Origin of the sequence: Streptomyces sp. NPDC058685 (assembly GCF_042714725.1) — a bacterium.
Classification (GTDB): domain Bacteria; phylum Actinomycetota; class Actinomycetes; order Streptomycetales; family Streptomycetaceae; genus Streptomyces.
Window position 1 is genome coordinate 153,868 of the sequence record NZ_JBHXSL010000012.1, and the last position, 22,703, is coordinate 176,570.

17 protein-coding genes are annotated in these 22,703 nt (G+C 72.7%); 7 read left to right on the plus strand and 10 right to left on the minus strand.

What is annotated here, in order from left to right:
• Positions 1–104: 104 nt before the first annotated feature.
• The 4 genes from ACFWU3_RS14435 to ACFWU3_RS14450 form a co-directional block, all read right to left on the minus strand.
• The gene (locus ACFWU3_RS14435; protein ID WP_327679064.1) at positions 105–470 is read right to left on the minus strand and encodes a PPOX class F420-dependent oxidoreductase; all 366 of its coding nucleotides are present in this window, start codon (positions 468–470) and stop codon (positions 105–107) included.
• Between the two features lie 70 nt (positions 471–540).
• Positions 541–2,952 carry a glycoside hydrolase family 95-like protein gene (locus ACFWU3_RS14440; RefSeq protein ID WP_384436099.1) on the minus strand — a complete coding sequence of 804 codons (2,412 nt, stop codon included), beginning with the start codon at positions 2,950–2,952 and terminating at the stop codon, positions 541–543.
• 157 nt (positions 2,953–3,109) lie between these two features.
• Complete coding sequence (locus ACFWU3_RS14445) at positions 3,110–3,592, minus strand: DUF456 domain-containing protein (RefSeq protein WP_384436102.1); 483 nt, start codon at positions 3,590–3,592, stop codon at positions 3,110–3,112.
• Between the two features lie 23 nt (positions 3,593–3,615).
• On the minus strand, positions 3,616–4,614 hold the full coding sequence (locus ACFWU3_RS14450) for a helix-turn-helix domain-containing protein (RefSeq protein WP_384436105.1): 999 nt from the start codon (positions 4,612–4,614) through the stop codon (positions 3,616–3,618).
• A gap of 185 nt (positions 4,615–4,799) precedes the next feature.
• Between ACFWU3_RS14450 and ACFWU3_RS14455 the strand changes: the two genes are divergently transcribed.
• The 3 genes from ACFWU3_RS14455 (at position 4,800) to ACFWU3_RS14465 (ending at position 12,336) form a co-directional block, all read left to right on the plus strand.
• On the plus strand, positions 4,800–8,537 hold the full coding sequence (locus ACFWU3_RS14455) for a S8 family serine peptidase (protein ID WP_384436108.1): 3,738 nt from the start codon (positions 4,800–4,802) through the stop codon (positions 8,535–8,537).
• A 124-nt stretch (positions 8,538–8,661) separates the two neighbouring features.
• Positions 8,662–10,533 (plus strand): protein phosphatase 2C domain-containing protein, encoded by a 1,872-nt coding sequence (locus ACFWU3_RS14460; protein ID WP_384436111.1) that lies wholly within the window; start codon positions 8,662–8,664, stop codon positions 10,531–10,533.
• Between the two features lie 60 nt (positions 10,534–10,593).
• On the plus strand, positions 10,594–12,336 hold the full coding sequence (locus ACFWU3_RS14465; RefSeq protein ID WP_384436113.1) for a pyruvate dehydrogenase: 1,743 nt from the start codon (positions 10,594–10,596) through the stop codon (positions 12,334–12,336).
• A 14-nt stretch (positions 12,337–12,350) separates the two neighbouring features.
• Here the strand turns inward: ACFWU3_RS14465 and ACFWU3_RS14470 are convergent, their stop codons facing one another.
• The gene (locus tag ACFWU3_RS14470) at positions 12,351–13,283 is read right to left on the minus strand and encodes a DUF5937 family protein (RefSeq protein ID WP_384436174.1); all 933 of its coding nucleotides are present in this window, start codon (positions 13,281–13,283) and stop codon (positions 12,351–12,353) included.
• A gap of 133 nt (positions 13,284–13,416) precedes the next feature.
• On the opposite strand from ACFWU3_RS14470, the gene ACFWU3_RS14475 reads away from it, so the two are divergent.
• Together ACFWU3_RS14475 and ACFWU3_RS14480 are read left to right on the plus strand one after the other, a co-directional pair.
• The gene (locus tag ACFWU3_RS14475) at positions 13,417–14,322 is read left to right on the plus strand and encodes an aldo/keto reductase (protein ID WP_384436116.1); all 906 of its coding nucleotides are present in this window, start codon (positions 13,417–13,419) and stop codon (positions 14,320–14,322) included.
• Positions 14,323–14,590: 268 nt separating this feature from the next.
• Entirely contained in the window at positions 14,591–15,040 is a 450-nt protein-coding gene (locus ACFWU3_RS14480; protein WP_384436177.1) for an ATP-binding protein, read from the plus strand.
• Positions 15,041–15,072: 32 nt separating this feature from the next.
• Here the strand turns inward: ACFWU3_RS14480 and ACFWU3_RS14485 are convergent, their stop codons facing one another.
• A complete protein-coding gene (locus ACFWU3_RS14485) occupies positions 15,073–16,167 on the minus strand; it encodes a DUF2637 domain-containing protein (RefSeq protein ID WP_313943414.1) in 1,095 nt (364 codons plus the stop codon).
• A gap of 210 nt (positions 16,168–16,377) precedes the next feature.
• Entirely contained in the window at positions 16,378–17,223 is an 846-nt protein-coding gene (locus ACFWU3_RS14490) for a (2Fe-2S)-binding protein (RefSeq protein WP_384436119.1), read from the minus strand.
• 149 nt (positions 17,224–17,372) lie between these two features.
• On the opposite strand from ACFWU3_RS14490, the gene ACFWU3_RS14495 reads away from it, so the two are divergent.
• Both ACFWU3_RS14495 and ACFWU3_RS14500 read left to right on the plus strand, forming a co-directional pair.
• Positions 17,373–18,161, plus strand: a complete 789-nt coding sequence (locus ACFWU3_RS14495; RefSeq protein ID WP_384436122.1) for a GntR family transcriptional regulator — start codon at positions 17,373–17,375, stop codon at positions 18,159–18,161.
• A gap of 175 nt (positions 18,162–18,336) precedes the next feature.
• Positions 18,337–18,669, plus strand: a complete 333-nt coding sequence (locus ACFWU3_RS14500) for a hypothetical protein (RefSeq protein ID WP_384436125.1) — start codon at positions 18,337–18,339, stop codon at positions 18,667–18,669.
• 26 nt (positions 18,670–18,695) lie between these two features.
• On the opposite strand, the gene ACFWU3_RS14505 is transcribed toward ACFWU3_RS14500, so the two are convergent.
• From ACFWU3_RS14505 to ACFWU3_RS14515, 3 genes are all read right to left on the minus strand, one after another.
• The gene (locus ACFWU3_RS14505; RefSeq protein WP_384436128.1) at positions 18,696–19,211 is read right to left on the minus strand and encodes a protein phosphatase; all 516 of its coding nucleotides are present in this window, start codon (positions 19,209–19,211) and stop codon (positions 18,696–18,698) included.
• Between the two features lie 16 nt (positions 19,212–19,227).
• Positions 19,228–20,022 (minus strand): hypothetical protein, encoded by a 795-nt coding sequence (locus ACFWU3_RS14510; RefSeq protein WP_384436131.1) that lies wholly within the window; start codon positions 20,020–20,022, stop codon positions 19,228–19,230.
• Positions 20,023–20,907: 885 nt separating this feature from the next.
• Entirely contained in the window at positions 20,908–22,620 is a 1,713-nt protein-coding gene (locus ACFWU3_RS14515) for a PucR family transcriptional regulator (protein ID WP_384436134.1), read from the minus strand.
• Positions 22,621–22,703: the final 83 nt, after the last annotated feature.

Here is a 22,703-nt window from a genome sequence, read left to right on the forward strand (position 1 = left end):
AGCCGCCCGCCGGCCCGGCGCCGGGCCCACCCAGGCCCCACCACCCCCCCCCCCGCCCCCCCCCGCGGGGGGTCGCGCGCCCGCCCCCCCCCCCCCGCACCCGGTCAGTCCAGGCCCCAGCTGTGGATCTTCCTCGGATGGATCCGGATCAGCTCCTCGCTGAAGTGCGGGCCCAGCTCGTGCGGCCCGGTGAGCAGTTCGGCCTCGCCCCTGATGTCCACACCGCGCACCTTCCACGGCCTCAGGCTCACGATGTCGTCGACGACGAGCGCGACCTTCGGGTTCGCCTGGAGGTTGCGCCACTTCTTGGTGGTCGCGAGCGCGTATCCGCCGACCAGGATCGTGCCGTCCTCCTGAGGGAAGAAGCCGACCGGGTTGGCCTGCGGCTGGCCCTTCGGATCGACAGTCGCGAGCCGCCCCAGCCGCTGGGACGCCAGGTAGGCACGCTCGGCATCACTGAATTCGGTCATGCCGCCCAGCCTCACACGCCGGGCGTGCCCACCGCATCGGATCATCGGCCTACGGCTTGCGGCCCACGCCTCACGCGGGCAACCCCCACCGCGGCGCCGGGGCGTTCGGCCGCACCGGCCTGATCCGCAGGTCAGGGCGGTCACCCCGGGCCGTGATCAGGGCGGACTCGCCCTTGCGCAGACGGACGCGGATCGCGCCGTCGTCCGCCGGCTCCCAGCGCAGCCGACGTCCGTGCCCGTCGCGCACCTCGACGGGTCCCTCGATGCCGTGGCGTACGACGCAGGGCGCGCCCGCCTCGCTCCGCAGCCGGACCCAGCGCGTCCTGCCGTTCTCGCGGACCGCGCTGAGCAGGAACGCCCCTTGCGTACGGAAGTCGTGGACGACCAGCTCCCGCCAGGCGGCCGGCAGCGCCGGGAAGACCCGGATCACCCCGCCCCACGACTGGCAGACCATGTCGTGCACCGACTGGGACGCCGACAGCGGGGTCTCGATGACCGGGCCGGACTCCTTGTACATCGTGTTCGCCTGGATGAAACGGCTCATCAGCTCGCCGAGATACCCGAGCGCGTCCTCGCCCTTGCCCAGCAGCGCGGACATGGAGGCCGCCCCGGTGAAGGTGTAGCCCTGGAGGGCGCCTTCGAAGCTCACCCAGTGGTCGAGGGACTTCTCGATCAGGGCGCGTTCTTCGGGCGAGCGGCCGGTGACCTCGTAGAGCGGATAGACCGCCAGCAGATGCGAGTAGTGCCGGTGCGACTTCGCGAAGGGGACACCCGCGCCGATCATGTAGCCGTTCGCGTCCACCGGGTACGACGCGAGTCGTGCGAGCACGTCCTGCCAGCGGGGGGCCAGTGGGTCGGGGACGCCCAGTTCCGCGGCCGAGTCCAGCAGGGTGCGACAACCCCAGCGCAGCAGCATGAGGTCGTAGTTGCAGTCCGGGGCGTCCACGCCGTACTCGGGGGAGAAGGTCGCGGGCAGATGCAGCTTGCCGTCCGGGCCGGGGGAGAGGAAGTGCAGGTAGTAGTTGACCGCCTTGCGCAGCAGCGGGAACAGGGTGTCGCGCAGGATCGATCTGTCCATGGTGTGGCGGTAGGAGAGCCAGACGTTGTGCAGGGCCCAGACGAGGTTGCCGACCTCGGGGGTGGGCGGGTTCTCGCCGGGGATGCCGACGCCGTACCCGTTGCCGGTCGGTGTCGCGCCGCCGTTGACGAGACGGGTGTCGGTGGTGCGGGGGATGCCGGCCGAGTCGGCGCGGTAGGGCGCGGCGACCTCGGCGGTGAGCTGGGACCTGAACTCGCTCAGCGCCCGGGTGACGGCGTCGAGTTCGAGATGGTTGGAGCCGTGGATCAGCCAGTACTCCAGCTGGACGTTGAGGTTCCACCAGGTGTTGGGCCAGGGAGTCGGTTCGAGCCAGGGTCCGCAGGTCGCCATGGCGGGTGCGTCGCGCCGGGCCGCGGAGGCGGCCTTGTACAGCTGGATCCAGTAGAAGCGCTGCAAGCGGGCGTCGGGCAGGGACAGGAAGCTCTTGCGGTAGAAGCGGTCCCACCAGGCGCGGTGGGGACGTGCGAGTACGTCGTACGGGACGGCCGAGGCGGTACGGACCGCGCGCAGCGCACGGTCGCGGGCGGTCGTTCCCGGGAAGGAGTGCTCCACGCGGACGTAGAGGGTGCGCCCGGTGCCCCGCCGGTCGGCGTGTTCGCGCCAGGCGGTCACATGCTGTCCGCCGGCCAGCAACGGCTGGACGGCCGCGGTGAGTTCACCGTGCGTCTCCACGACGGCCGGCGGGTTGCCGCGGTATCCGTCGGGCAGCGGCTTGAACGCGGCCCGCGGACTGATGGCCTCGGCGGGGTGGAAGACCCAGCGGATGTTCTTCTCACCCTCGCTCGGGGTGATCTCCACGGCCATGACGGAGGCCGTGGTGTGGATGAAGGCGCGCAGCCGCACGGTGCCCGCGGTGGTGGTGAGCGTGCCCGTGAGCTCCGCGTCGTGCAGCCGCAGCCGCCAGTCGAGGCCGGTGATCGTGCCGACCGGCTCCAGGGTGAAGTGGCCGATGGGCAGCCGGGCGAGACCGAAGAGCGAGCCGAACTCCGGCCGGTGGTCCTGAACTTCGGAGTGCTGGACGTTGAAGCGGACGGCTCCTCGGCCGGGTTCGGCGTAGATGCCGGACCCGAGGTGTCCGTTGCCGAGGTAGGGGCCCTCGTACCAGGTCGTCGGCATCTTCTGCCAGACGAGGTCGGCGTCGTCCAGAACCGTGCGCCAGCTGTCGCCGGACGCGGTGACGGTGGTCGTCGCGTCCGCGGTCGGGGCCGGGGCGGGAAGTGCGACGGCAGGAGCGGCGGCCGGACCTCCGACGGCCGGACCCCCGACTGTCAGCGCACCGCCGACCGTGGCCCCGGCGACCAGCACGGACCGTCTGGACGGGGGCACGACGCCTCCCGACGCGCGCTCGGCCCCGACAGGGGATGGGTCTGGTGCGGTTGCCATGTCGCCTCCCGGCGGCTCGTCTGTCAGGCACGTCCATTCATCCGAGCTATCCAGGGAGGGAACGTAGAGAAGTGGCGGGATGCCGTCAATACACCGAGAGAGATCCGATGTGTCTCTGTCCATCTGAATCCCGTTCACGAGCGGCGAGGCCGGGCGGTCAGCCCCAGACGACCGCGCCGAGCCAGGCGCCCACGACGAGCAGCGAGGCGAACAGCTCCACCAGCACACTCGTCCCCACGGCCCGCATCACCGCGCGGGTGGAGGCGGCCGCGGGACCGTGCCCGCCGAGCCGCCGGCGCTCACTCACATAGATCCCGCCGATGAAACCCGGGACCGCGCCCACCACCGGCAGCAGAAGGAAGCCCAGCAGGGCTCCCGTGCCCGCCCAGACGGCCAGCTTCGGCATCACTCCCACCTCGCGGATTCTGCGCGGCGGCAGCTGCCACACCACGACCTGGTCGACGATCAGCACCACCGTCGACGCCACCAGCAGCGTCCAGGCCAGGCCCGTCTGCACATGAAGCGACCACCAGAGCATCCCCGCCCACACCAGCCAGCGCCCCGGCACACCGGGGACGAGCACCCCGACCAGACCCAGCACCATGACCAGGCCGACCAGCAGGAGCTGCCACACGCTCATTTGCCCAGCGTGCAGGATCAGGGTCAGTCCCGCAGGTCGCGAGCCACCCAGCCCTTCGCGTACGCATGCCAGCCGAGCTGCAGACGGGTCGTCACCCCGGTGAGCTCCATGAGGCCCTTCACCCGCCGCTGGACCGTCCGCAGCCCCAGGTCCAGCTGTTTGGCCACCCGTGCGTCCGTCATGCCCGCGAGCAGCAGCGACAGGATCTCCAGATCCGTCGCGTCGGGGCCCGACGACACCTCCTCGAAGGAGCCGCCCGCCGCGCTCATCCCGAGCCGCAGCGGCAGCGCCTCACGCCACACGGCCTCGAACAGGCCCATGAGCGAGTCCAGCAGGCCGCTGCCGTGGACCACGAGCGCGGCCGGGTCAGCGCCGCGGCCCGTCAGCGGAACCATCGCCAGGGTGCGGTCCGCGACGACGAGCTTGGTCGGCACCCGGTCCACCACGCGTACCTGCTCATCGCGGCCCAGGGCGGCGGTCAGCTCGATGACCCCGCCCGGCGCGGACAGGACCTCGCGCTCGATCACCGCGCGATAGGTCACCCCCCGCCGGGCCGCCTTCTCCTCGGCGTCGTTGTCCGCTCCGGTGATCAGGACCGGACTTCCGGTGACCAGGGCGCAGACCTCCTCCGTCGCCCCCAGCTGGAGCTGGACGAAGCGGTGCGCGACCGCACTCGCGCCGGTCACCACCTCCACCAGGTCGTGCACGGCCGGCTCGGCGGCCTCGGCGCGGTACTCCTCGGCCAGCAGCGCGGCGGCCAGTTCCGCCTGCTCCAGCTCGTGCCGCTGCTGCGTCAGCAGGGCGCCCAGCGCCACCCCCGGAGGCGCCGCCACCCAGCGGCCGGTGCGTGCCGACGACTGGGCCGCCAGCCCGTGCTGTTCGAGCCGCCGCAGCGCCCGCTCCGTCACGGTCTCGGGCAGCGCGAGCCGATGGGCGAGATCGGTGACCTCCGCCGCCCCGAGCGCCACCAACGCGCGGTACGCGGACTCCTGTTTCTCGTCGAGACCAATCGCTCCCAGCACCAGAACCCTCCCCGGACGTGCACTTCCTCGCCGCCTTGGCGGAAACCGGCCACGGCGTGTTCCCGCCGCGCACATCATCCCTGCACCACCCGCCGCTCTGCCAATGTGGCGCCACCGCAGCACCAACAGCCTTCGGCATCCGTGCCTTTGGTGTGCACTTGTGCCGAATTCAGATGGGGAGAGCGATGCGCCTGATGACGCGTACGGCCCTCGGGGCGGCCACCGCCGCCGTTCTGGCCGTCACGGCGGTCGCGCCGTCGACGGCCGCCGGGCGGCCCGACGACGGTACGACGGGCAAGAGACCGCTGACCGGCAGCGGATCCGCCGCCGGGCAGGCGGAACGGCCGGTCACCGTGACCCTCGTGACCGGCGACCGCGTGGCGGTGAGCCGCGACCGATCCGGAGCACCGTCCGCCACCGTCCTGCCCGGCGGCGACGGAACGGCTCCGCTCGTCCAGACCCGCCGGTCCGGTCAGGATCTGTACGTCTATCCCGAGGGCGCCGCAGCGGCCCTCGCGGCCGGAACGGTCGACGAGGAACTCTTCAACGTCACCGGCCTGGTCCGGCAGGGTTACGACGACGCCCACTCCGCCACCCTGCCGCTGATCGCCGTCTACGGCACGGACGTCTCGCGCTCGGTGCCCGCCGTCCCGCGCGGCGCGCGCCGCGGCCTCGTCCTGAACGCCGTCGACGGCGTCGCCCTCAAGGCCGACAAGAAGCAGGCGGCGCACTTCTGGTCCGACGTCACCGCGACCCGCTCGCGCGCCGCGTCGGGGCTTCGCAAGCTCTGGCTGGACCGCAAGGTCGAGGCCACCCTCGACCGCTCCACCCGGCAGATCGGCGCCGACCTCGCCTGGGCCGCGGGCTACGACGGCAAGGGCACCCGGATCGCCGTGCTCGACACCGGCGCGGACGCCGAACACCCCGATCTCGCGGGCCGTATCGCGGCCGCGAAGAACTTCACCGACTCCGACTCCGAGACCGACCGCCAGGGGCACGGCACCCACACCCTCTCCACGGCAGGCGGCTCCGGCGCGGCGAGCGGCGGCAAGAAGAAGGGCGTCGCACCCGGCGCCGCGCTGCTGAACGGCAAGGTGCTCAACGACGGTGGCTCCGGCGCCACTTCGTGGATCATCGCCGGAATGCAGTGGGCTGTCGACAACAAGGCCGACGTCGTCTCCATGAGTCTCGGCAGCCCCGAACCGACCGACTGCACCGACCCGATGAGCATCGCCGCCGAAGAACTCTCCCGCAGCGAGGACACGCTGTTCGTCGTCGCCGCCGGCAACGCCGGTCCCGGCCTCAACACCGTCTCCTCGCCCGGCTGCACCCCCGGCGTGCTCACCGTCGGCGCCGTCGACCGCGACGACTCCACGGCCTCGTTCTCCAGCCGTGGCCCCGCGCCCGTCACGCACACCCTCAAGCCGGAGATCTCCGCGCCCGGCGTCGCCATCTCGGCTGCCGCCGCAGGCGGCCGCGGGGTGTACGCCTACCAGGCGATGTCCGGTACGTCGATGGCGACGCCCCATGTCGCAGGCGCCGCGGCCCTCGTCAAGCAGCGCCACCCGGACTGGACGGCTCAGCAGATCAAGGCCGCGCTCGTCTCCTCCGCCACGGCGGCCATTCCCGGCGACGTGCGCGAGACCGGCGGTGGGCGGCTCGACGCCGAGGCCGCGATCTCCACGACCGTGACCGGTGCGCCGGCCGTCCAGGGCGGCACCTTCAACTGGCCCCAGGACAGCAGCGACCGCACCACCGTCCAGGTCCCGTACACCAACTCCGGCGACAAACCGGTCCGGCTGAACCTGGACGTCCGGTCCGTCACCGGCAACGACGGCTCCCGCATCCGCTCATCCATCGCCCGCCTCGGCGCACGGTCCGTCACCGTCCCGGCAGGAGCGACGGTGAAGGTGCCGCTGACCCTCGACCCGTCCTCCCGCCTCGACCGCGCCCAGTACGGCGACATCACCGGCCGCGTCGTCGCCACCGCGTCCGGCGTCAGTGTCTCCACCCCCTTCGCGCTGTACGTCCAGCCCGAGACCGTCACCCTGCGCGTCAAGCTCCTCGACCGCTCCGGCAGGCCCGCCGGGGGAGCCTCCTCCCTGGACGTCATCGGCACTGACGATGCGAGCGGCGAGCGGCGGTTCAACGACGGCGCGGCCGACCAGGTCTACCGGCTGCGGCCCGGCGCGTACTTCCTGTCCTCGTTCGTCGACTCGCCCGACCTGACGGTCGGCTACCTGGGCCGCCCCCAGCTCGATCTGACGAAGGACACCACGGTCGTCCTCGACGCCCGCAGGGCCCACCGGCTGAGCGTGCGGACCGACCGCACCAGCGAGAGCCGCACCGTCACCCTGGGCTTCGCCCGCAGCTGGGACGACACGTGGCTGCACTCCGGCAGCATCTCGGGCAACCGGCTCGCCGCCGGCTACTACGCCGACGTCCAGGGCCGCGCCGAGGACGGCGAGTTCGAGTTCGCCAGCTACTGGCGCGCCTACGCCCCGCAGATCGAGAAGCTGTCCGTGACCGGCGGCCCCGCACTGCACCCGGTGGTCGCGAGCCTCGGCTCCGTCAACCTCGACGGCACCGGACAGGCCCCCGTCGTCGACGCCGGCACGGGCACACCCGACGAGCTCGCCGGCGTCGACGGCGCGTTCGCCCTGGTCGAGGTCCCCGACACCGGCGCCGACATCATCACCGTCGCCCGCGACGCGAAGGCCGCGGGCGCCAAGGCCGTCATCGTGCACCGCCCGTCCGCCGGTCGCTGGCTCCCGTCTACCGGCTTCGGGACCGCGCCGCACCCGGTGCTCGGCCTGGAGGCCGCCGAGGCGAAGGACTTGCTGACGCGGCTCGCGGACGGCACGGTCACGCTCCGCTGGAAGGCCACCGCCGCCAGCCCGTACGTCTACAACCTGGCCTTCCCCGAGACCGGCCCGGTCACCTCGGCCCGCACCTACCGGGTCCGCGACAGCAAGCTCGGGCGCAACGAGTCGACGTATCACGCCATGGGTGTGCAGGCCGACTACTCCGACTCCGTTCTCGCCGGGCGCCCCGGCGGCGCGACGGCCTCCGCCTCCGGATTCGACCTGGTCGCCGTCCCCGGCACTCGCACCGAGTACTACACGGCCGGGGACACCTCGTGGGACCACTACGTCTCGTCCAGCTTCCCGTGGGGTGAGTTCCTGATCGATGAGCCGCGCACCTACCGGGCGGGCTCGGTACGCAAGGAGAGCTGGTACGGCGGCGTCGTCGCACCGGCCGCCCCGCGCGACACCACCGGCCGTCCGGCACTGGCCGGCGAACGTCAGGGCAATCTGCTCGGCGTGGCCCCCGCGTTCTGGGGAGACGCCGAACACGCCGGTATCGCGGGCTCGTTCGGCGACATCGGCAGCATGCGGCTGAGCCGCGACGGTGAGCAGATCGGCGAGAGTCCCTACCCGTTCGGGGTCTTCGAGGTCCCGGCGGAGGAGGCGGCCTACGAACTGTCCCTCAACACCACCAAGTTCGGGCAGCCCGCCGCGGTCTGGAAGCGTTCGACCGAGGTGCAGACGGCCTGGAGGTTCCGCTCCCGGCTGGACGAGAACGTCTACTCCCAGGGCCTCGGGCTCCTCTTTCCGCACTACGGCCTGCCCGAGGACGGGCTCAAGACCCTGCCGGCGAAGGACGGCCAGAAGATCGCCCTGAGCGTCACCGGGCACGCGGGCTACACACCCGGCGCCCTGACCGCCGCCAAACTGTCGTACTCGTACGACCGGGGCGAGACATGGATCCCGGCCACGACCGGCCGCAAGGACGGAGCCTGGACCGCGACCGTCAACCACGCGGGCGCGGCGGGCCGGCCCGTCACCCTCAGGACCGAACTGACGGACGCGCGCGGCAACTCCGTCACCCAGCTCGTGGTCGACGCATACGCCGTGCGCTGACCACGAACGGGTCCGCCGGGCGTTCTTCCCGTGGGGGGTTGAGGCGCCCGGCGGACCACTTCTCGTCGCGTTCTTTTTGCGGATGCCCCGTTTTCGTACCGCCCCGGCGGTGGACAATAAGGGCATGAGTCAGCAGGGGGAGAGGCCCACCACCGAGAACGACTGGTGGAACCGGCTGTACGACGAGTCCGCCCCGGACACCGGCCCGGCGACGAAACCGGGCGACACCTTGGACGACCGTTTCGACTCGGCAGCGGACGCGGTCTCCGCGCCCGAGCCTGCCGCCGATCAGCCGGACCGGCCGAAGGCGTGGTGGGAGACGGATCCGGCGGACACGCTGGAAGTCCCGGGCCTCCCGGAGGGCTTGGCCGCCCCGGCCCGGTCGCCGGGCGGCCCGCCCGGCGACGTGCCCCCGGCCGGCCCGGACAGCCCGGACTGGCCGTTCACCGCCCCGGACCGGCAGGCGCCGCGGCCTCCCGGACCCCGCCACGCCGAGGAACCCCGGGCGCCTGCCCGGCCGGTGCCGGACGAGCCCGGACCGGATCGGCCGGCCGCGCCACCCGAGTCCGGACTGCCAAACCGCCCCGACAGGCCGCCGGGGTCCACCGACGACCGGTCAGCGGGGGCCGGGTTCGATCCGTACGGTCCCGGGGGCGCGTCCTTCGGCCCGCCCCGTCCGGCGGGCGACAGCGGGCCGGGCGCTCCCGGTACGCCGCCTGCACCTCCGTCACCGCCGCGCCGCCGCGCTCCGTGGGAGCCGCCGGTCGTACCGGCACAGCCGCAGACCTCGCCGCCCGAGCCCCGGTACGCGCCCGCGCCTCAGAGGGAGAGCGAGCCGCCCGAGCCCCGGTACGCGCCCGCGCCTCAGACGGAGGCCGAGCCGCCTCAGCCCCAGCACGCCCCGCCGCCCGTCGCGGCCGAGGTTCCCGAGCCGCCCGCGCAGCCTCCCGTCGCCCGGCCCGTCGCATCGCCCCGCCCCCGCGTCGACCACGTCGGTGACGGACCGCCCACCTACGACCCCGAGCCCACCGCCCTCCCCGCTGTCGGCCCCGACGGGCTCGACGACCTGGTCGCCGACACCGTGCTCGACGGCGCCCGGTACGGCACGTACACCCTGCGCGCGGCGTCCGTGCGCGGGGACTCCGCCCGCTTCCGGGGCGAGCCGCGGCGCGATGCCCTGCTGACCGCGCGGTTCGGCAGCGGACCGGCCGCCCTGCTCCTCGTCGCCGTCGCGAGCGGGGCCCGCGCGGCCGAGGGTGCCCATCTCGCCGCCGCCGACGCCTGTCGCTGGATCGGCGGAGCCGTCGGCCGCAGTCATGCCCGGCTGTCCGAGGACATCCGGGCGGGCCGGCGCGGCGACCTCAAGTCCGGTCTGCACCGGCTCACCGACCGCAGCCTCGGCAAGCTCCGGGCCGGCGCCGCGGAGCGGGGCGTGGAGCCCGAGGACTACAGCGCCGGTCTGCGCTGCCTTCTGCTCTCCGCCGACCCCGACTGCCGTACCCGCGTCTTCTTCGGCGTGGGCCCCGGCGGCCTCTTCCGGTTGCGCGACGGCGTGTGGCAGGACATCGAGCCGTCCGTCCCGGAACCGGCGGCCGTCACCGGCGCCCCCGTGGTCGGGTTCGGTTCCGTACCGGCGGGGGACGGGGGCCAGGGGAATCCGCTGGCCGGCATCCCCTCGGAGACTCCCGCCGGGGACCGGCTGACCATGGACCTCGGCATTCCGACGCCCCCGGCCCCCTACATCGAGGCACCGCCGCCACCGCCTCCCGAGCCGTTCCGCTTCCGTGCCTCCGTGGCCCGCCCGGGTGACGCGCTCCTGCTGTGCAGCCCGGGACTCGCCGAGCCCCTGCGCGGCGAGCCCGCCCTCGCCGACGAACTGGCCGGACGCTGGGCGTCCGCCGAACCGCCGGGCCTCGCGACCTTCCTCGCCGACACTCAGCTGCGGGTGAAGGGCTACGCCGACGACCGGACGGCGGTCGCCGTCTGGGAGGCGTAACCGGCCGCGCCATGGGTTGATGGACCTCCGGGCCGTCAAGCCGAGAAGGGTACGCATCCCATGGCCAAGCAGAACGTCGCGGAGCAGTGCGTCGACATCCTCGTCCGCGCCGGTGTGCAGCGGCTGTACGGAGTCGTCGGCGACAGCCTCAACCCTGTCGTCGACGCCGTCCGGCGGCACGACGGCATCGAGTGGATCCATGTCCGGCACGAGGAGACCGCCGCCTTCGCGGCGGGCGCCGAGGCACAGATCACCGGCAGGCTCGCGGCCTGCGCCGGCTCCAGCGGTCCGGGCAGCCTGCATCTGATCAACGGGCTGTACGACGCCCATCGCTCGATGGCTCCGGTGCTCGCCATCGCCTCGCACATCCCCTCCGGGGAGATCGGACTCGGCTACTTCCAGGAGACCCACCCGGACCAGCTGTTCCGCGAGTGCAGCCACTACAGCGAGCTGATCTCCAACGCGCGGCAGATGCCCCGGCTGATGCAGACCGCGATCCAGAACGCGATCGGACTCGGCGGTGTCAGTGTCGTGGCACTCCCCGGCGACATCGCGTCCCAGCCCGCCCCGGACAAGACGATCGAACACGCACTGGTCACGACCTTGCCCTCGGTACGCCCCGGGGACGCCGAGATCGACAAGCTGGTCCGGATGATCGACGAGGCGGACCGGGTCACGCTGTTCTGCGGCAGCGGTACGGCGGGCGCACACGCCGAGGTCATGGAGTTCGCGGAGCGCGTCAAGTCCCCGGTCGGGCACGCCCTGCGCGGCAAGGAGTGGATCCAGTACGACAACCCGTTCGACGTCGGCATGAGCGGACTGCTCGGCTACGGCGCCGCCTACGAGGCGACCCACGAGTGCGACCTGTTGATCCTGCTGGGCACCGACTTCCCGTACAACGCCTTCCTCCCCGACGACGTCAAGATCGTCCAGGTCGACGTCCGCCCCGAACACCTGGGCCGCCGCTCCAAACTGGACCTCGCTGTCTGGGGCGACGTACGCGAGACGCTGCGCTGTCTGACGCCGCTGGTGCGGGCCAAGTCGGACCGCAGGTTCCTCGACAAGATGCTCAAGAAGCACGCCGACGCGCTGGAGGGCGTGGTCAAGGCGTACACCCGCAAGGTCGAGAAGCACGTGCCCATCCACCCGGAGTACGTCGCCTCGGTGCTCGACGAACTCGCCGACGACGACGCCGTGTTCACCATCGACACCGGCATGTGCAATGTGTGGGCCGCGCGCTATCTCTCCCCCAACGGCCGGCGCCGGATCATCGGCTCGTTCAGCCACGGCTCGATGGCCAACGCGCTGCCCCAGGCGATCGGAGCGCAGTTCACCGACCGCGACCGTCAGGTCGTCTCGGTGTCCGGCGACGGCGGATTCTCCATGCTGATGGGCGACTTCCTCACCCTCGTCCAGTACGACCTGCCGGTGAAGATCGTCCTGTTCAACAACTCCGCCCTCGGCATGGTGGAGTTGGAGATGCTGGTCGCCGGTCTTCCCTCGCACGGCACCACCAACGTGAACCCCGACTTCGCGGCCGTGGCCCGCGCGGCGGGTGCGTACGGCGTCCGGGTCGAGAAGCCCAAGCAACTGGCAGGCGCCCTGAAGGACGCGTTCCGCCACAAGGGTCCGGCACTGGTCGACGTCGTCACCGACCCCAACGCCCTCTCGATCCCTCCGAAGATCAGCGCGGAGATGGTGACGGGGTTCGCGCTGTCGGCCAGCAAGATCGTGCTGGACGGCGGGGTGGGCCGGATGCTCCAGATGGCCCGCTCGAACCTGCGCAATGTGCCGAGGCCGTAGGGCCTCGGCACGGATCAGCTCTGAACCCTGACCGCGGCGAGGAGGGCCTCGGCGGCGGCGGTGCGGGCGTAGAGGACGGAGCGGCCCGCCCGGTGGGCACTCACCAGGCCCGCGTCGCGCAGGGCCGTCAGGTACTGCGACACCCCGGCCGCCGAGAGTCCGGTCCGGCGTGCCAGATCGGTCGTGGAGGCCGGGGTCTCCAGTTCGGTCAGCAGCCGCGTGCGCGAGCGGCCGAGCACCGCGGCCAGCGCCTCGATGCCGGTGACGGGCCGGGACTCCCACAGCAGGCCGACTCCCCGCGCCGGATAGGCGAGTTGGGGCGGGTCGGGCAAGGTCACACGGGTGCGCAGGCCCGGGCCGGTGAAGGCCGAGGGGATCAGCACCAGTCCCGCGCCCGCCGTCTCGCGGGTCAGCGGCTGCTTGCGGCGGGCCAGCCGCAGGGCGTTGTCGTCCCAGCTCACCGTGGCGTGCAGGTCGTTGAGCAGATGGCTGGTGCCGCGCTCGGCGACCTGGCGGGCCCGGTGGAAGACGTCGGCGTCGAGCACGGTACGGATCCGCGCCCAGTACGGGGCGAGCGCCAGCTCCCAGTAGGTCTCGATCGCCGCGGTGACCTTGGGCAGAAGGGCCCGCGGGTCGGCGTACAGCGCCCGCGCCCGGGGCCCGAGACGCCCTTGGTGCCGGGCCAGGTGGTCGAGGTCGCCGCGTACCCGGTCGACGGGTGCGGCGCGGATCGCGGCCAGTTCTGCCGCCAGGGCCGGGGCCGGGCCCACGGGAGCGGGATTGAGGAAGTCGGGAACGTACCCCGACGGCGGGATCAGCTCGGCGAGCCAGCCCCGGGCAGATCCGGCGGCGGCCGTACGCGGCCGGACCTGCTCCACCCAGGGACGGTGCACGGGATGCGAGGCGGCGTACTCCAGCAGCCGGAAGCTGGGCGTGATCTCCCACATCGGCGAGACAGCGAACCGCAGCTGCGCCAGATCGTCCGCAGAGAAGGCCAGCTCCTGCAGGGGGACCACTCCCAGGATTCGGGCATGACTTAATCGATGGTGCACGAGACTATCGCGCGGCCATCCTTCCGGCATGACAGCAGAGAAGATCACCGCGGCGGCATCGGGCAGTTGGACACTCGGGGACCGGACGGTCCACCGGATCGGGTTCGGCGCGATGCGCCTGACACAGGAGGGCGAGGCGTTCGCGGCCGACGCCCGCCCGAGCGACCGCGGCCGGGCGATCCGGGTGCTGCGCCGCGCGGTCGAGCTCGGGGTGAACCACATCGACACCGCCGCCTTCTACTTCTCGGCGCTGCGCTCCGCCAACGAACTGATCAACCGCGCGCTGGCCCCCTACAGCGACGATCTCGTCATCGTCACCAAGGTCGGGCCGGGCCGGGGCCCGTCGGGCACATGGCTGCCCCATGCCACCCCGCAGCAGCTTCGCGGACAGGTCGAGGAGAATCTGCGCCAGCTCGGCCGCGATCACCTGGACGTGGTGAACCTGCGCATCGTGGGGACCGATTCGATCGCCGAACGTTTCGGCGCTCTGGCCGAACTGCGCGACGCGGGGCTCATCCGACACCTGGGCCTGTCCAACATCCGACCCCATCACCTCGCCGAGGCCCAGGCCATCGCACCCGTGGTCTGCATCCAGAACATGTACGGCATCGGCGCGTCGCCGGAACAGGAAGCACTCCTGCGCGGCTGTGGTGAACAGGGCATCGCCTTCGTGCCGTTCTACTCGATCGCCGGTACGGGCCGCGAGGCCGGCGCGACCACGAGCGACGACACCCGGGTGAAGGCCATCGCCCGTGCCCACGGAGTGAGCACGGCGCAGATCCGGCTGGCGTGGACGCTGCACCGCGGCCCCCATGTGCTGGCCATCCCCGGCACCGGCAACCCCGACCACCTCACCCAGAACGTGGCCGCCGGATCGCTGAAGCTGTCCGACGACGAACTGGCCGCGCTGGACTCCCCTCACCACGAGGCATGAACCCACGACGGCTCACCGTGGCACGGCAGTTCGGCCCGCGGGTGATCGTCGCAGTGACCGCCGCCGTAAGGGGCCGCCGTCGTTCCGGCCGCGCGCCGACTGCGGCAATGGGCGTACCCCGGCTCCCACTTCTGTGCCCAAAGTCCGTCTCCTGGGAGTGCTTGACCCCGCCCGATGAGTGGCGCGCCGTGGTCGGGGCAATGCTTTCCGTGAACGCTTTCGAGGTCGTTCCGGAGTAAGGGGCTGTTCCGACGTGCGGGTGGGGATGATGAGTGGGCGTCAGGGAGGAGCTGGAGCCGGTGGGCGCGGCGGCGAACCCGGGGCGGAGGAGGCGACGGGCCGGCTGCGACGGCGATTAGGCTGCGCCGACCTCAGAGCCGTACCCGAAGTCCGGCAGGTACTGAGAGAGTTGCTGCACCACTGGCACGGGTCCGACCGAGCGCATGTCGCGGAACTGCTGACGAGCGAACTGGTGACCAATGCGCTGATCCACACGGACCAGGGCGCCGTGGTGACCGCGACCGTGGCGTCCACCACCCTCCGCGTGGAGGTGCGTGACTTCATGGCGGGGCTGCCCATGCCGAGCCTCCCCGAAGTCCATCTCGGTACGCACGGACGGGGCTTGATGCTGGTGCAGAGCCTCGCGGACGCTTGGGGCGTCCGGACGCACAGCATGGGCAAAGTGGTCTGGTTCGAGCTGCACGAAAGGCCGGCCTGAGCGTTCGGGCCGGCCTTCCGTACGTGCGCCACTCAGCCGAACTGCTGCTCCAGATCCTTGAGTTTGCGCTCCAGCGAGTCCAGACGCGGCAGCGCCTGGGTGTCGTCCTCGGCGGTGAGGTCGACGGTGCGGGGCTCAGCGCCGTCCGAGCGGACGGCCTGGAGGGAGGGCCGGGAACGCAGCGGCAGCTGTCCCGGCTCCGTTATGGCAGGCTCCGCGACGGACCCCGATCCGCCGGTGACGGCCGGTGCGGAGGCCGAGCCGGCACCGAGCGCGGGTCCGCCCGCCGCTCCGAGGGCGGCCAGCTCCGGCTCGCGGCCGGTGCGACTGCGGCCCCAGGCCCGGTGCTGCCGGTTGAACGCCCTGATGCGCGCCCGCTCCAGCTTTTCCCGGTCCCGCCGGCGGAGACGGTTCTGCTCCTTCTCGCGCCGGTCCTCGCGTACCTCCTCCACCGCCTCGTCCAGCGTGCGTACGCCTTCCAGCAGCATCAGCGACCAGGCGCCGAAGGTCTCCCGGGGCGCGCGCAGCCAGCGGACGATCCGGATCTGCGGCAGCGGACGGGGCACCAGGCCCTGTTCGCGCAGCGCCGCCCGGCGGGTCTGCTTCAGCGCGCGGTCGAACAGGACCGCGGCCGAGAGGGACATGCCGGCGAAGAACTGCGGTGCGCCTGCATGGCCCAGACCCCGTGGTGCGTGGACCCAGTTGAACCAGGCCGCCGCGCCCGCGAAGGTCCACACCAGCAGCCGCGACCCCAGGGCCGCGTCACCGTGACTGGCCTCGCGCACGGCGAGGACGGAGCAGAACATGGCCGCGCCGTCGAGGCCGAAGGGGACGAGGTACTCCCAGCCCCCGGACAGGTTCAGATTCTGCTGGCCGAAGCCGACCAGTCCGTGGAAGGACAGGGCGGCGGCCACCGCGGCGCAGCAGAACAGCAATACGTAGGAGGCGGTGCCGTACACGGCTTCCTTGCGCCGCCGGCGTTCCTCGCTGCGTTCCCAGGAGTCCTCGGCCGCAGCCTGCCCGGCGGCCCGCTTGCCGCGCGCGACGACCGCCACCGCGACCAGGACTCCCACCAGCATCACTCCGGCGGGAAGCAGCCAGTTCAGCGATATGTCGGTCAGTCTCATGTGCGGTGTCCCTTGCATCTGCATCGCGGTAGGGCGTTTCGGCCGCCATAGTGGCCGAAGTCCTCGCGACGGCAGAGGGTTTCGGGGCAAGAGAACGCCAACGGGGCCACACGGCGCACAGATAGGTGCGAATTGCTCGAACGGCCGTATGGGAAGCGTGAGTTGGGTTCGATTTAGTCCACCCGCACGGGTGGCGTGGCCGGGCCGGGGTCAGGCGTCGGCCAGCAGTCGGGTGATCCGGTCGGCGTCGCAGGTGCGCGGACAGGTCCCGCACGTGTCCTCCGGGCGCAGCGTGTAGAACAGGCAGCAGCTCGCCCGGTCCCGGGTCGGCAGTTCCTCACCCGCGGGTCCGGTGAGCACCCGGAAGCCGGGGGTGCCGACGTACGGCTTGGTGGTGCCCGGCAGCAGCAGGTCCAGTTCCGTCATGGCGCGCTGTTCCTCGCCGAACAGGCCCGCGATGTACCAGAGGCTCTCGACGACCTCGTCGGTCACCATGCCCCACAGGGCCCGCTTCCCGCGCCGCATCCGCGGCCCGAAGCCGTCCAGGACCGGCCCGAGGTGCTCGGCGACGGCGGCGCGCACCTCGTCGCGCAGGGCCTCCTCGTCCGCCACGACCCGGGCGCCGGGCAGTGCGGCCGCAGGATCGCCCGGCAGACAGGCGAACTCGCTCACCCGGACCGTCATGTGCCCCAGCACCCGCTGGAAGGCCACGTGCTCGGGCGGCACCCGGGGAACCCGGCGGTGCAGGAACCAGGGGACGGTGATCAGCAGGCAGGCGGGCCAGGCGTAGCGGTGGAGGCCGAAGCTGGCGATCACGTCGGGCCGTGCCTGCTGTCCGTAGTCGCGCAAAACCTGCGCGTTGTCCCAGGCCAGAAAGGCGTCGAGGGCGGGCCCACCGTGTGCGAGATCACTCGCGCCGACCCAGCCGCCGCCGACGGGCGACTGCTCGCCGTCCTTCAGCACGCGCACGCGCAATCCGGAGAAGACCTCGGAGAGGCGCGTGTACGCGTCCTCGACGGGCGAGATCAGGGCGGGCAGAAGTGCGGGAACGGCCATGCCGGGGACCACCGAATCACGATCGTTAGCAGGTTAGCCTTACCTTACCCGATGTGATCGATGTTTGAACTGGAGGCCGGTCCGCCTATCGTGCACCAGGGGCCCCGTCATCGCAGGCCGGTCCCGGCCCCAGGCGGAGGAGGACCCGAGTGGAGCAGGCCCGAGCGCGCGACGCCGCGACCTCGCAGCCCCACGCCTCGGTGCGCATCCCCGGCCAACAGGGCCCGGAGGACCGGCCCGCGTCGTACGCCTCGCCCCGGGTCCCGGAGCAGGCGCGCGGCGAGCACACCCACAGCGAGCCGCCGGCTCCGCACACCGTCCGGCGTCACTCCGTCCGCGGACAGATCCTCGACGCCCTGCGCACCGCGCTCGTCGACGGCGAACTGGTGCCCGGCACCGTGTACTCCGCACCGTCGCTCGGCGAACGGTTCGGCGTCTCGGCCACCCCGGTCCGGGAGGCGATGCAGCAGCTGGCGGTCGAGGGCGCCGTCGAGGTCGTGCCCAACCGCGGGTTCCGCGTCATCGTCCGCACCCCGCGCGAACTCGCCGAACTGGCCGAGGTCCGCGCCCTGATCGAGATTCCCGTCATGCTGCGGCTGGCCCGTACGGTGCCCGCCGCGCGCTGGTCCGAGCTGCGCCCGCTCGCGGACGCCACCGCGGCGGCTGCGGCCGTCGGCGACCGTGCGGCCTACGCGGACACCGACCGTGCCTTCCACCGTGCCGTCCTGTCCCTGTCGGGCAATCACCAACTGGTCCAGGTCGCCGAGGATCTCCACCGCCGCTCCCAGTGGCCGCTGTCGACCTCCCTGGTCAGCCGCCGGGCCGATCTGGTCGCGGACGCGGCGGAACACATGGCCCTTCTGGAGGCCCTGATCGCCCAGGACCTGAACGTGGTGCGGTCACTGGTGCGGGAGCACTTCACGGGTGCGGACGGCTGACGAGACGTCAGGTCGGATGTGACCGGGATGCCGTCGCGACCCCCGGTGCTGCCGGGGCGGTGGGGACTAAAGTGATGAGCGGTACCGCTCGTGCGCGGTCACGTCCTCAGCAACGGGGGGTTCATCCATGACCGCGGAGTCGTCGGAGCCGTCGGAATCGAATGAGTCGAGCGAGTTGGGAGACTCGACTGCTTCGTCGATACCCGACGACGCATGGGAGCGGTTCCAGCGGGAGAGCGAGGGCCCCGCGCGGCTGAGAGCGCCCAAGGAGCCTTCGGCGAGGGCCCGGATCGTGGCCGAGCGGCTGCGCCGGGTCGACGAGGAGGCGGCGCGGCAGGGTCTCGGCAGGCGCCGCAGGGCGGAGCCCGATGCCTGGCGGGCCTGGGCCTCGCGGGATCAGGTGCACAAGCCGCGCAGCAGAGCCTGGGGACTGGTCTGGGTGGTGGTCGCGGTCGGGGTCGCCCTGGTGGTCATGAACCCCGGTCGTGCGCTGTCCTGGTTCTCGTGACGGTCCGCGGCTCGGTGGTTCGCGCGTCAGGGGGCCGGTGGTTCCAGCCCGGTCAGCAGCGACGCCACGTCGAGACCCGTCAGCAGGTACTCCTCGAAGGCCCGGTTGTGCAGCGCCCACGGTGAGCGCCGCAGTCTGACCCGGTCGATCGCCCCGGGTGCGTCGTGGCCCAGCTCGATCAGCGTCTGCGCGGCCACCAGCCCCGAACGGTTGTAACCCGAGTAGCAGCGCACCAGCACACGGCGCCGGCCGCGGACCGCGTCGGCCGCCACCTCCGCGACCCGGCGTACACGGTCGATCTCCTCCGCGGTGAGCCAGTCGTCCGGGATCGGCACGACCCGGTGCTCCACACCGGGGGCCGGGCCGTGGCCCTCGCGCGTGTAGAGGCTGATCACGAGGTCGAACTCGCTTTCCACGACCACGTCCTGGTGGTCGCGGTCCCCGTCGGCCCAGACATGGCCACCCATCCACAGGCCGGTCGTGATCTCGTCCCACCGGGACCGCGGCTCCGGGACGTCCCCTTCCCTGCGGCGCGTTCTCACCGGGCGGACTGCCCGCTCATGCGGCGGGCTCCGGCTGGGCCGGGGACGCCTGCGGGGGGATGTCGGCGGCCAGTTGACTCTCCAGCCACACCGGCACACCGCCCAGCAGCCGGAACAGCCGTCCCGCCTCCGCCCGGAGCCGGGAGGCCTCGGGTTCCGGCTCGCAGTCGGCGAGCGCGGCCAGCGTCGGGGCCGTACCGATCAGATACCCGAGTTCCTCGCGGATCCGCAGCGACTCCGCGAAGCCGTGCCGTGCCTCGGCCAACTCGCCCTCCCGCAGGGCAAGTCCGGCCTGGTGGTGCCAGGTGAACGAGAGCAGCAGGGTGTCGCCCTGCGCGGTGGCGCCGTCGTGCGCGCGGCGGTACGCGGCGCGTGCGGCCTGGGGTGAGTCGGCGATGTGCTCGGCGACGAGCCCCCGGCGGAAGTCGAGCAGCGGTCGTCCCGGCGAGGTGGGCGCGAGCAGGGCAGCCGCGCGGCCGAGCGCGGAACGGGCCTCGTCCGCACGGTCGCGCACCCCGAGCCGGGTGGCCGCGTAGGCCAGCCTGCCGCGTTCGGAGGCGGCCCCACCGCGCTCCTCGTCGTCCCGGGCGACGGCCTCCGCGGTCCGCAGCGCGTCCTCGGCCTCGGCCCAGCCGTCAGCGGTGAACAGGCAGCGCTCGACGAGCAGTCCGGCACGTTCGAGCGCGGCCGCGGGGTCCGCGGCCCGTGGGGCGAGGAGAGCAGCCGCGTCGGTCCAACAGCCGCGCGAACGCAGCCGCCATACCGCGGTCTGGAGAGGATCGTCACCCGCAGTGGTTCCGTAACCAGACATGGCGGTATGCGCCACTATGCCCTCCCCGAGCACGCCATTGAGCTGTTGAGTAAGTCGCATCTCAGCATGGATGTGCACGCCGGGCCAAGAGGCTAGGTGAATGAATTCACAATCGCTCAGCGGGCGGTGGGATCGTGATATGCGCGGTCGTGGGGGAGTGATCGCCCGGAGCGGGGCGGGCGTCGTGGCTGCGGGGGGCGGCCGCCGAGGCGTCAACCGGCTGGATCTTTCCATGACCGCCACGAGTGAAGCCGCCGACGCGACGCGGGGGTGACGGCCGCGCCCCGTTCTGAGGGGCCGTCGGCTACGGACGCCGGCATGCGGCGGGGATCGAGCGGGCGCGATCCGGCGGCGAGGCGGGGCGAGTTCGTTGTCGGTCGGCTGCGCCGGGCAGTACGCGAGCGGGAAGTGCGGCCACGCGCCGAGCGGGTAGTGGCCGGCCGTGTCGGCGGGCCTGTCCGGCCGTGCCCGACTGCCGCAGCGGGTCCCGACTGTGCCCGGCTGCCGCAGCGGGTCCCGACCGTTCCCGACTGCCGCAGCGAGGTGACGCCGTGCCCGACTGCCCCAGCGAGGCGACGGCCGTGCCCGACTGCCGCAGCCGGTCCCGGCCGTGCCCGCTGCGGCAGCCGGGCCGTCCAGTCGTCCGGCGCGATCAACCCTGAAGCCGCTCCGGGGCGACCGGGAGGACCGGGAGCGGGTCACGGCGCCGGGAGCCCGGCTGCGCGCCCGGGTCGGCGGGCCGGGTCCTGGATCGGGCGCGGGGAACGGCCTGGCCCTCCGGGCGGGAGCCCGGCCGCGCCGTCGGGCGTGAACGCCCGCGCCGCACGGGCGGCGGCGACTCCCCGCGCCCGACGCCCCTTTCACCCACCCCCGGAGCGCCGCCCGTCAGCTCATCCGCAGGGCCAGGAAGAAGTCCAGCTTGTCCTCCAGGCGCGACAGATCCCGGCCCGTCAGTTGTTCGATGCGGCCCACCCGGTATCGCAGTGTGTTCACGTGCAGATGGAGGCGGGTTGCGCAGCGGGTCCAGGAACCGTCGCAGTCGAGGAACGCCTCCAGCGTCGGGATCAGCTCCGCGCGGTGGCGACGGTCGTAGTCCCGCAGCGGGTCCAGCAGCCGGGCCGTGAACGCGCGCCGTACGTCGTCCGGGACGAACGGCAGCAGCAGAACGTGCGACGCCAGCTCGTGGTGACCGGCCGCGCACACCCGGCCGGGGCGCGCCGCCGCCACCCTGCGGGCGTGCCGGGCCTCCTCCAGGGCGCCGCGCAGGCCCTCCGCCGAGCTCACCGCCGCGCTCACACCCAGCGTCAGGCGCCCGTCGTCCGCGAGCCCGGCCGACAGCGGGTCGCGTACGGCGGACAGCAGCGCGTCCGCGTGCAGGCCCTCGTCGGTGGCCTTGGCGTCCTCCGTGTCGGGGTCCGCCGGCACCGCGGGCAGCGGTACCAGGGCGATCGCCTCGTCACCCGTGTGGGCCACCGCGATCCGGTCCGAGGAGTCGGGTCCCGGCGCCGCGGGGTCGACCAGGATCTCCTCCAGCAGGGACTGGGCGACCGGGCCGGCCTCGATCGCCGTGGCCGCCGAACCCGGCTGGCCCGTGGACTCCTGGTCCCACTCCACCCGGGCCACCACGACCTGCCAGTGCGGCGCGGTGCCGAGGCCGGGCAGCAGCACGGGCGCGGCCACCCGCAGACGCGCCGCGATCTCGGCGGGCGCGGCGCCCGTCTGGACCAGTTCGAGGACCTCCTGGGCGAGCCGTCGCCGTACCGTACGGGCCGCCTCGCGGCGGTCCCGCTCGACGGCGATCAGCTGGGTCACGCCCTGCAACAGGTCCAGCCGGGCGGCGGGCCAATCGCCCGCGTCGGCCTCCACGGCCAGCAGCCAGTCGGACAGGACGCTCTCCCGCACGTCCCGGGACGCCGGCGCTGCTCCGCGGCCGGTGTTCCGGATCGGGAAGAGCGAGTACGTCGTGCCGTCGAGCGTGGCCCGGTGCGGCCCTCGGCGTCCCGTACGGGTCGCGGCCAGATGTTCACCCGCAAGGGTGGCGCTCACCGAGGCGGGGAGTTCGTCGCCCGCGCCGGCGATCTGGCGGCCGGTGGGGGAGAGGACCCAGGCATGAAGGTCCAGGTCGGAGCCGAGCAGATCGAGCACGACCTCGGGTCCGCCACCGGCCGGGCCGGAGGTCATCAGCCTTCTGTGCCTGTCGACGACGGCGGCGAGGTCGCCGGCCCGTTCGCCGGAGACCTGGCGGACGACATACTCCGTGATAGTTGCGAATGCAACGGATTCGTTGACTGCAAACAGGGGGAGGCGATGGCGCGAACACGCCGCCGCCAGATCGTCCGGGATGTCGCCCATCTCGGCCTCGCCCGCCGCCAGCCCCGCGACCCCCGCGCCCGCGAGGATCCGTACGAACGGCTCCGAGTCCTCCGCGGAATGCCGCCACGCCAGCCCGGTCAGCACCAGCTCGCCGCCCGAGAGATAGCGGCTCGGGTCCTTGAGGTCCGTCGTCATCACGCCACGTACCCCGCGGTCGAGTTCGTCCTCGCCGCCGAGCAGCCGCAGCCCCAGCGCGTCGTTCTCCAGGAGTGCGCGCAGCCGCATCTCGTCGCCGCCGATCTGTCTCGTTGTTGCCGGTGGCCCGTGGCCACGGTTTCCAGGGGAAAACAGCGGGGTTACCGAGCCCC

Bases quoted from the DNA above. Each gene is read 5' to 3' on its own strand.
- ACFWU3_RS14435 (WP_327679064.1), bottom strand. From the start codon at position 470: ATGACCGAATTCAGTGATGCCGAGCGTGCCTACCTGGCGTCCCAGCGG.
- ACFWU3_RS14440 (WP_384436099.1), bottom strand. From the start codon at position 2,952: ATGGCAACCGCACCAGACCCATCCCCTGTCGGGGCCGAGCGCGCGTCG.
- ACFWU3_RS14445 (WP_384436102.1), bottom strand. From the start codon at position 3,592: ATGAGCGTGTGGCAGCTCCTGCTGGTCGGCCTGGTCATGGTGCTGGGT.
- ACFWU3_RS14455 (WP_384436108.1), top strand. From the start codon at position 4,800: ATGCGCCTGATGACGCGTACGGCCCTCGGGGCGGCCACCGCCGCCGTT.
- ACFWU3_RS14460 (WP_384436111.1), top strand. From the start codon at position 8,662: ATGAGTCAGCAGGGGGAGAGGCCCACCACCGAGAACGACTGGTGGAAC.
- ACFWU3_RS14465 (WP_384436113.1), top strand. From the start codon at position 10,594: ATGGCCAAGCAGAACGTCGCGGAGCAGTGCGTCGACATCCTCGTCCGC.
- ACFWU3_RS14470 (WP_384436174.1), bottom strand. From the start codon at position 13,283: ATGTGGGAGATCACGCCCAGCTTCCGGCTGCTGGAGTACGCCGCCTCG.
- ACFWU3_RS14475 (WP_384436116.1), top strand. From the start codon at position 13,417: ATGACAGCAGAGAAGATCACCGCGGCGGCATCGGGCAGTTGGACACTC.
- ACFWU3_RS14480 (WP_384436177.1), top strand. From the start codon at position 14,591: ATGAGTGGGCGTCAGGGAGGAGCTGGAGCCGGTGGGCGCGGCGGCGAA.
- ACFWU3_RS14485 (WP_313943414.1), bottom strand. From the start codon at position 16,167: ATGAGACTGACCGACATATCGCTGAACTGGCTGCTTCCCGCCGGAGTG.
- ACFWU3_RS14490 (WP_384436119.1), bottom strand. From the start codon at position 17,223: ATGGCCGTTCCCGCACTTCTGCCCGCCCTGATCTCGCCCGTCGAGGAC.
- ACFWU3_RS14510 (WP_384436131.1), bottom strand. From the start codon at position 20,022: ATGTCTGGTTACGGAACCACTGCGGGTGACGATCCTCTCCAGACCGCG.
- ACFWU3_RS14515 (WP_384436134.1), bottom strand. From the start codon at position 22,620: ATGCGGCTGCGCGCACTCCTGGAGAACGACGCGCTGGGGCTGCGGCTG.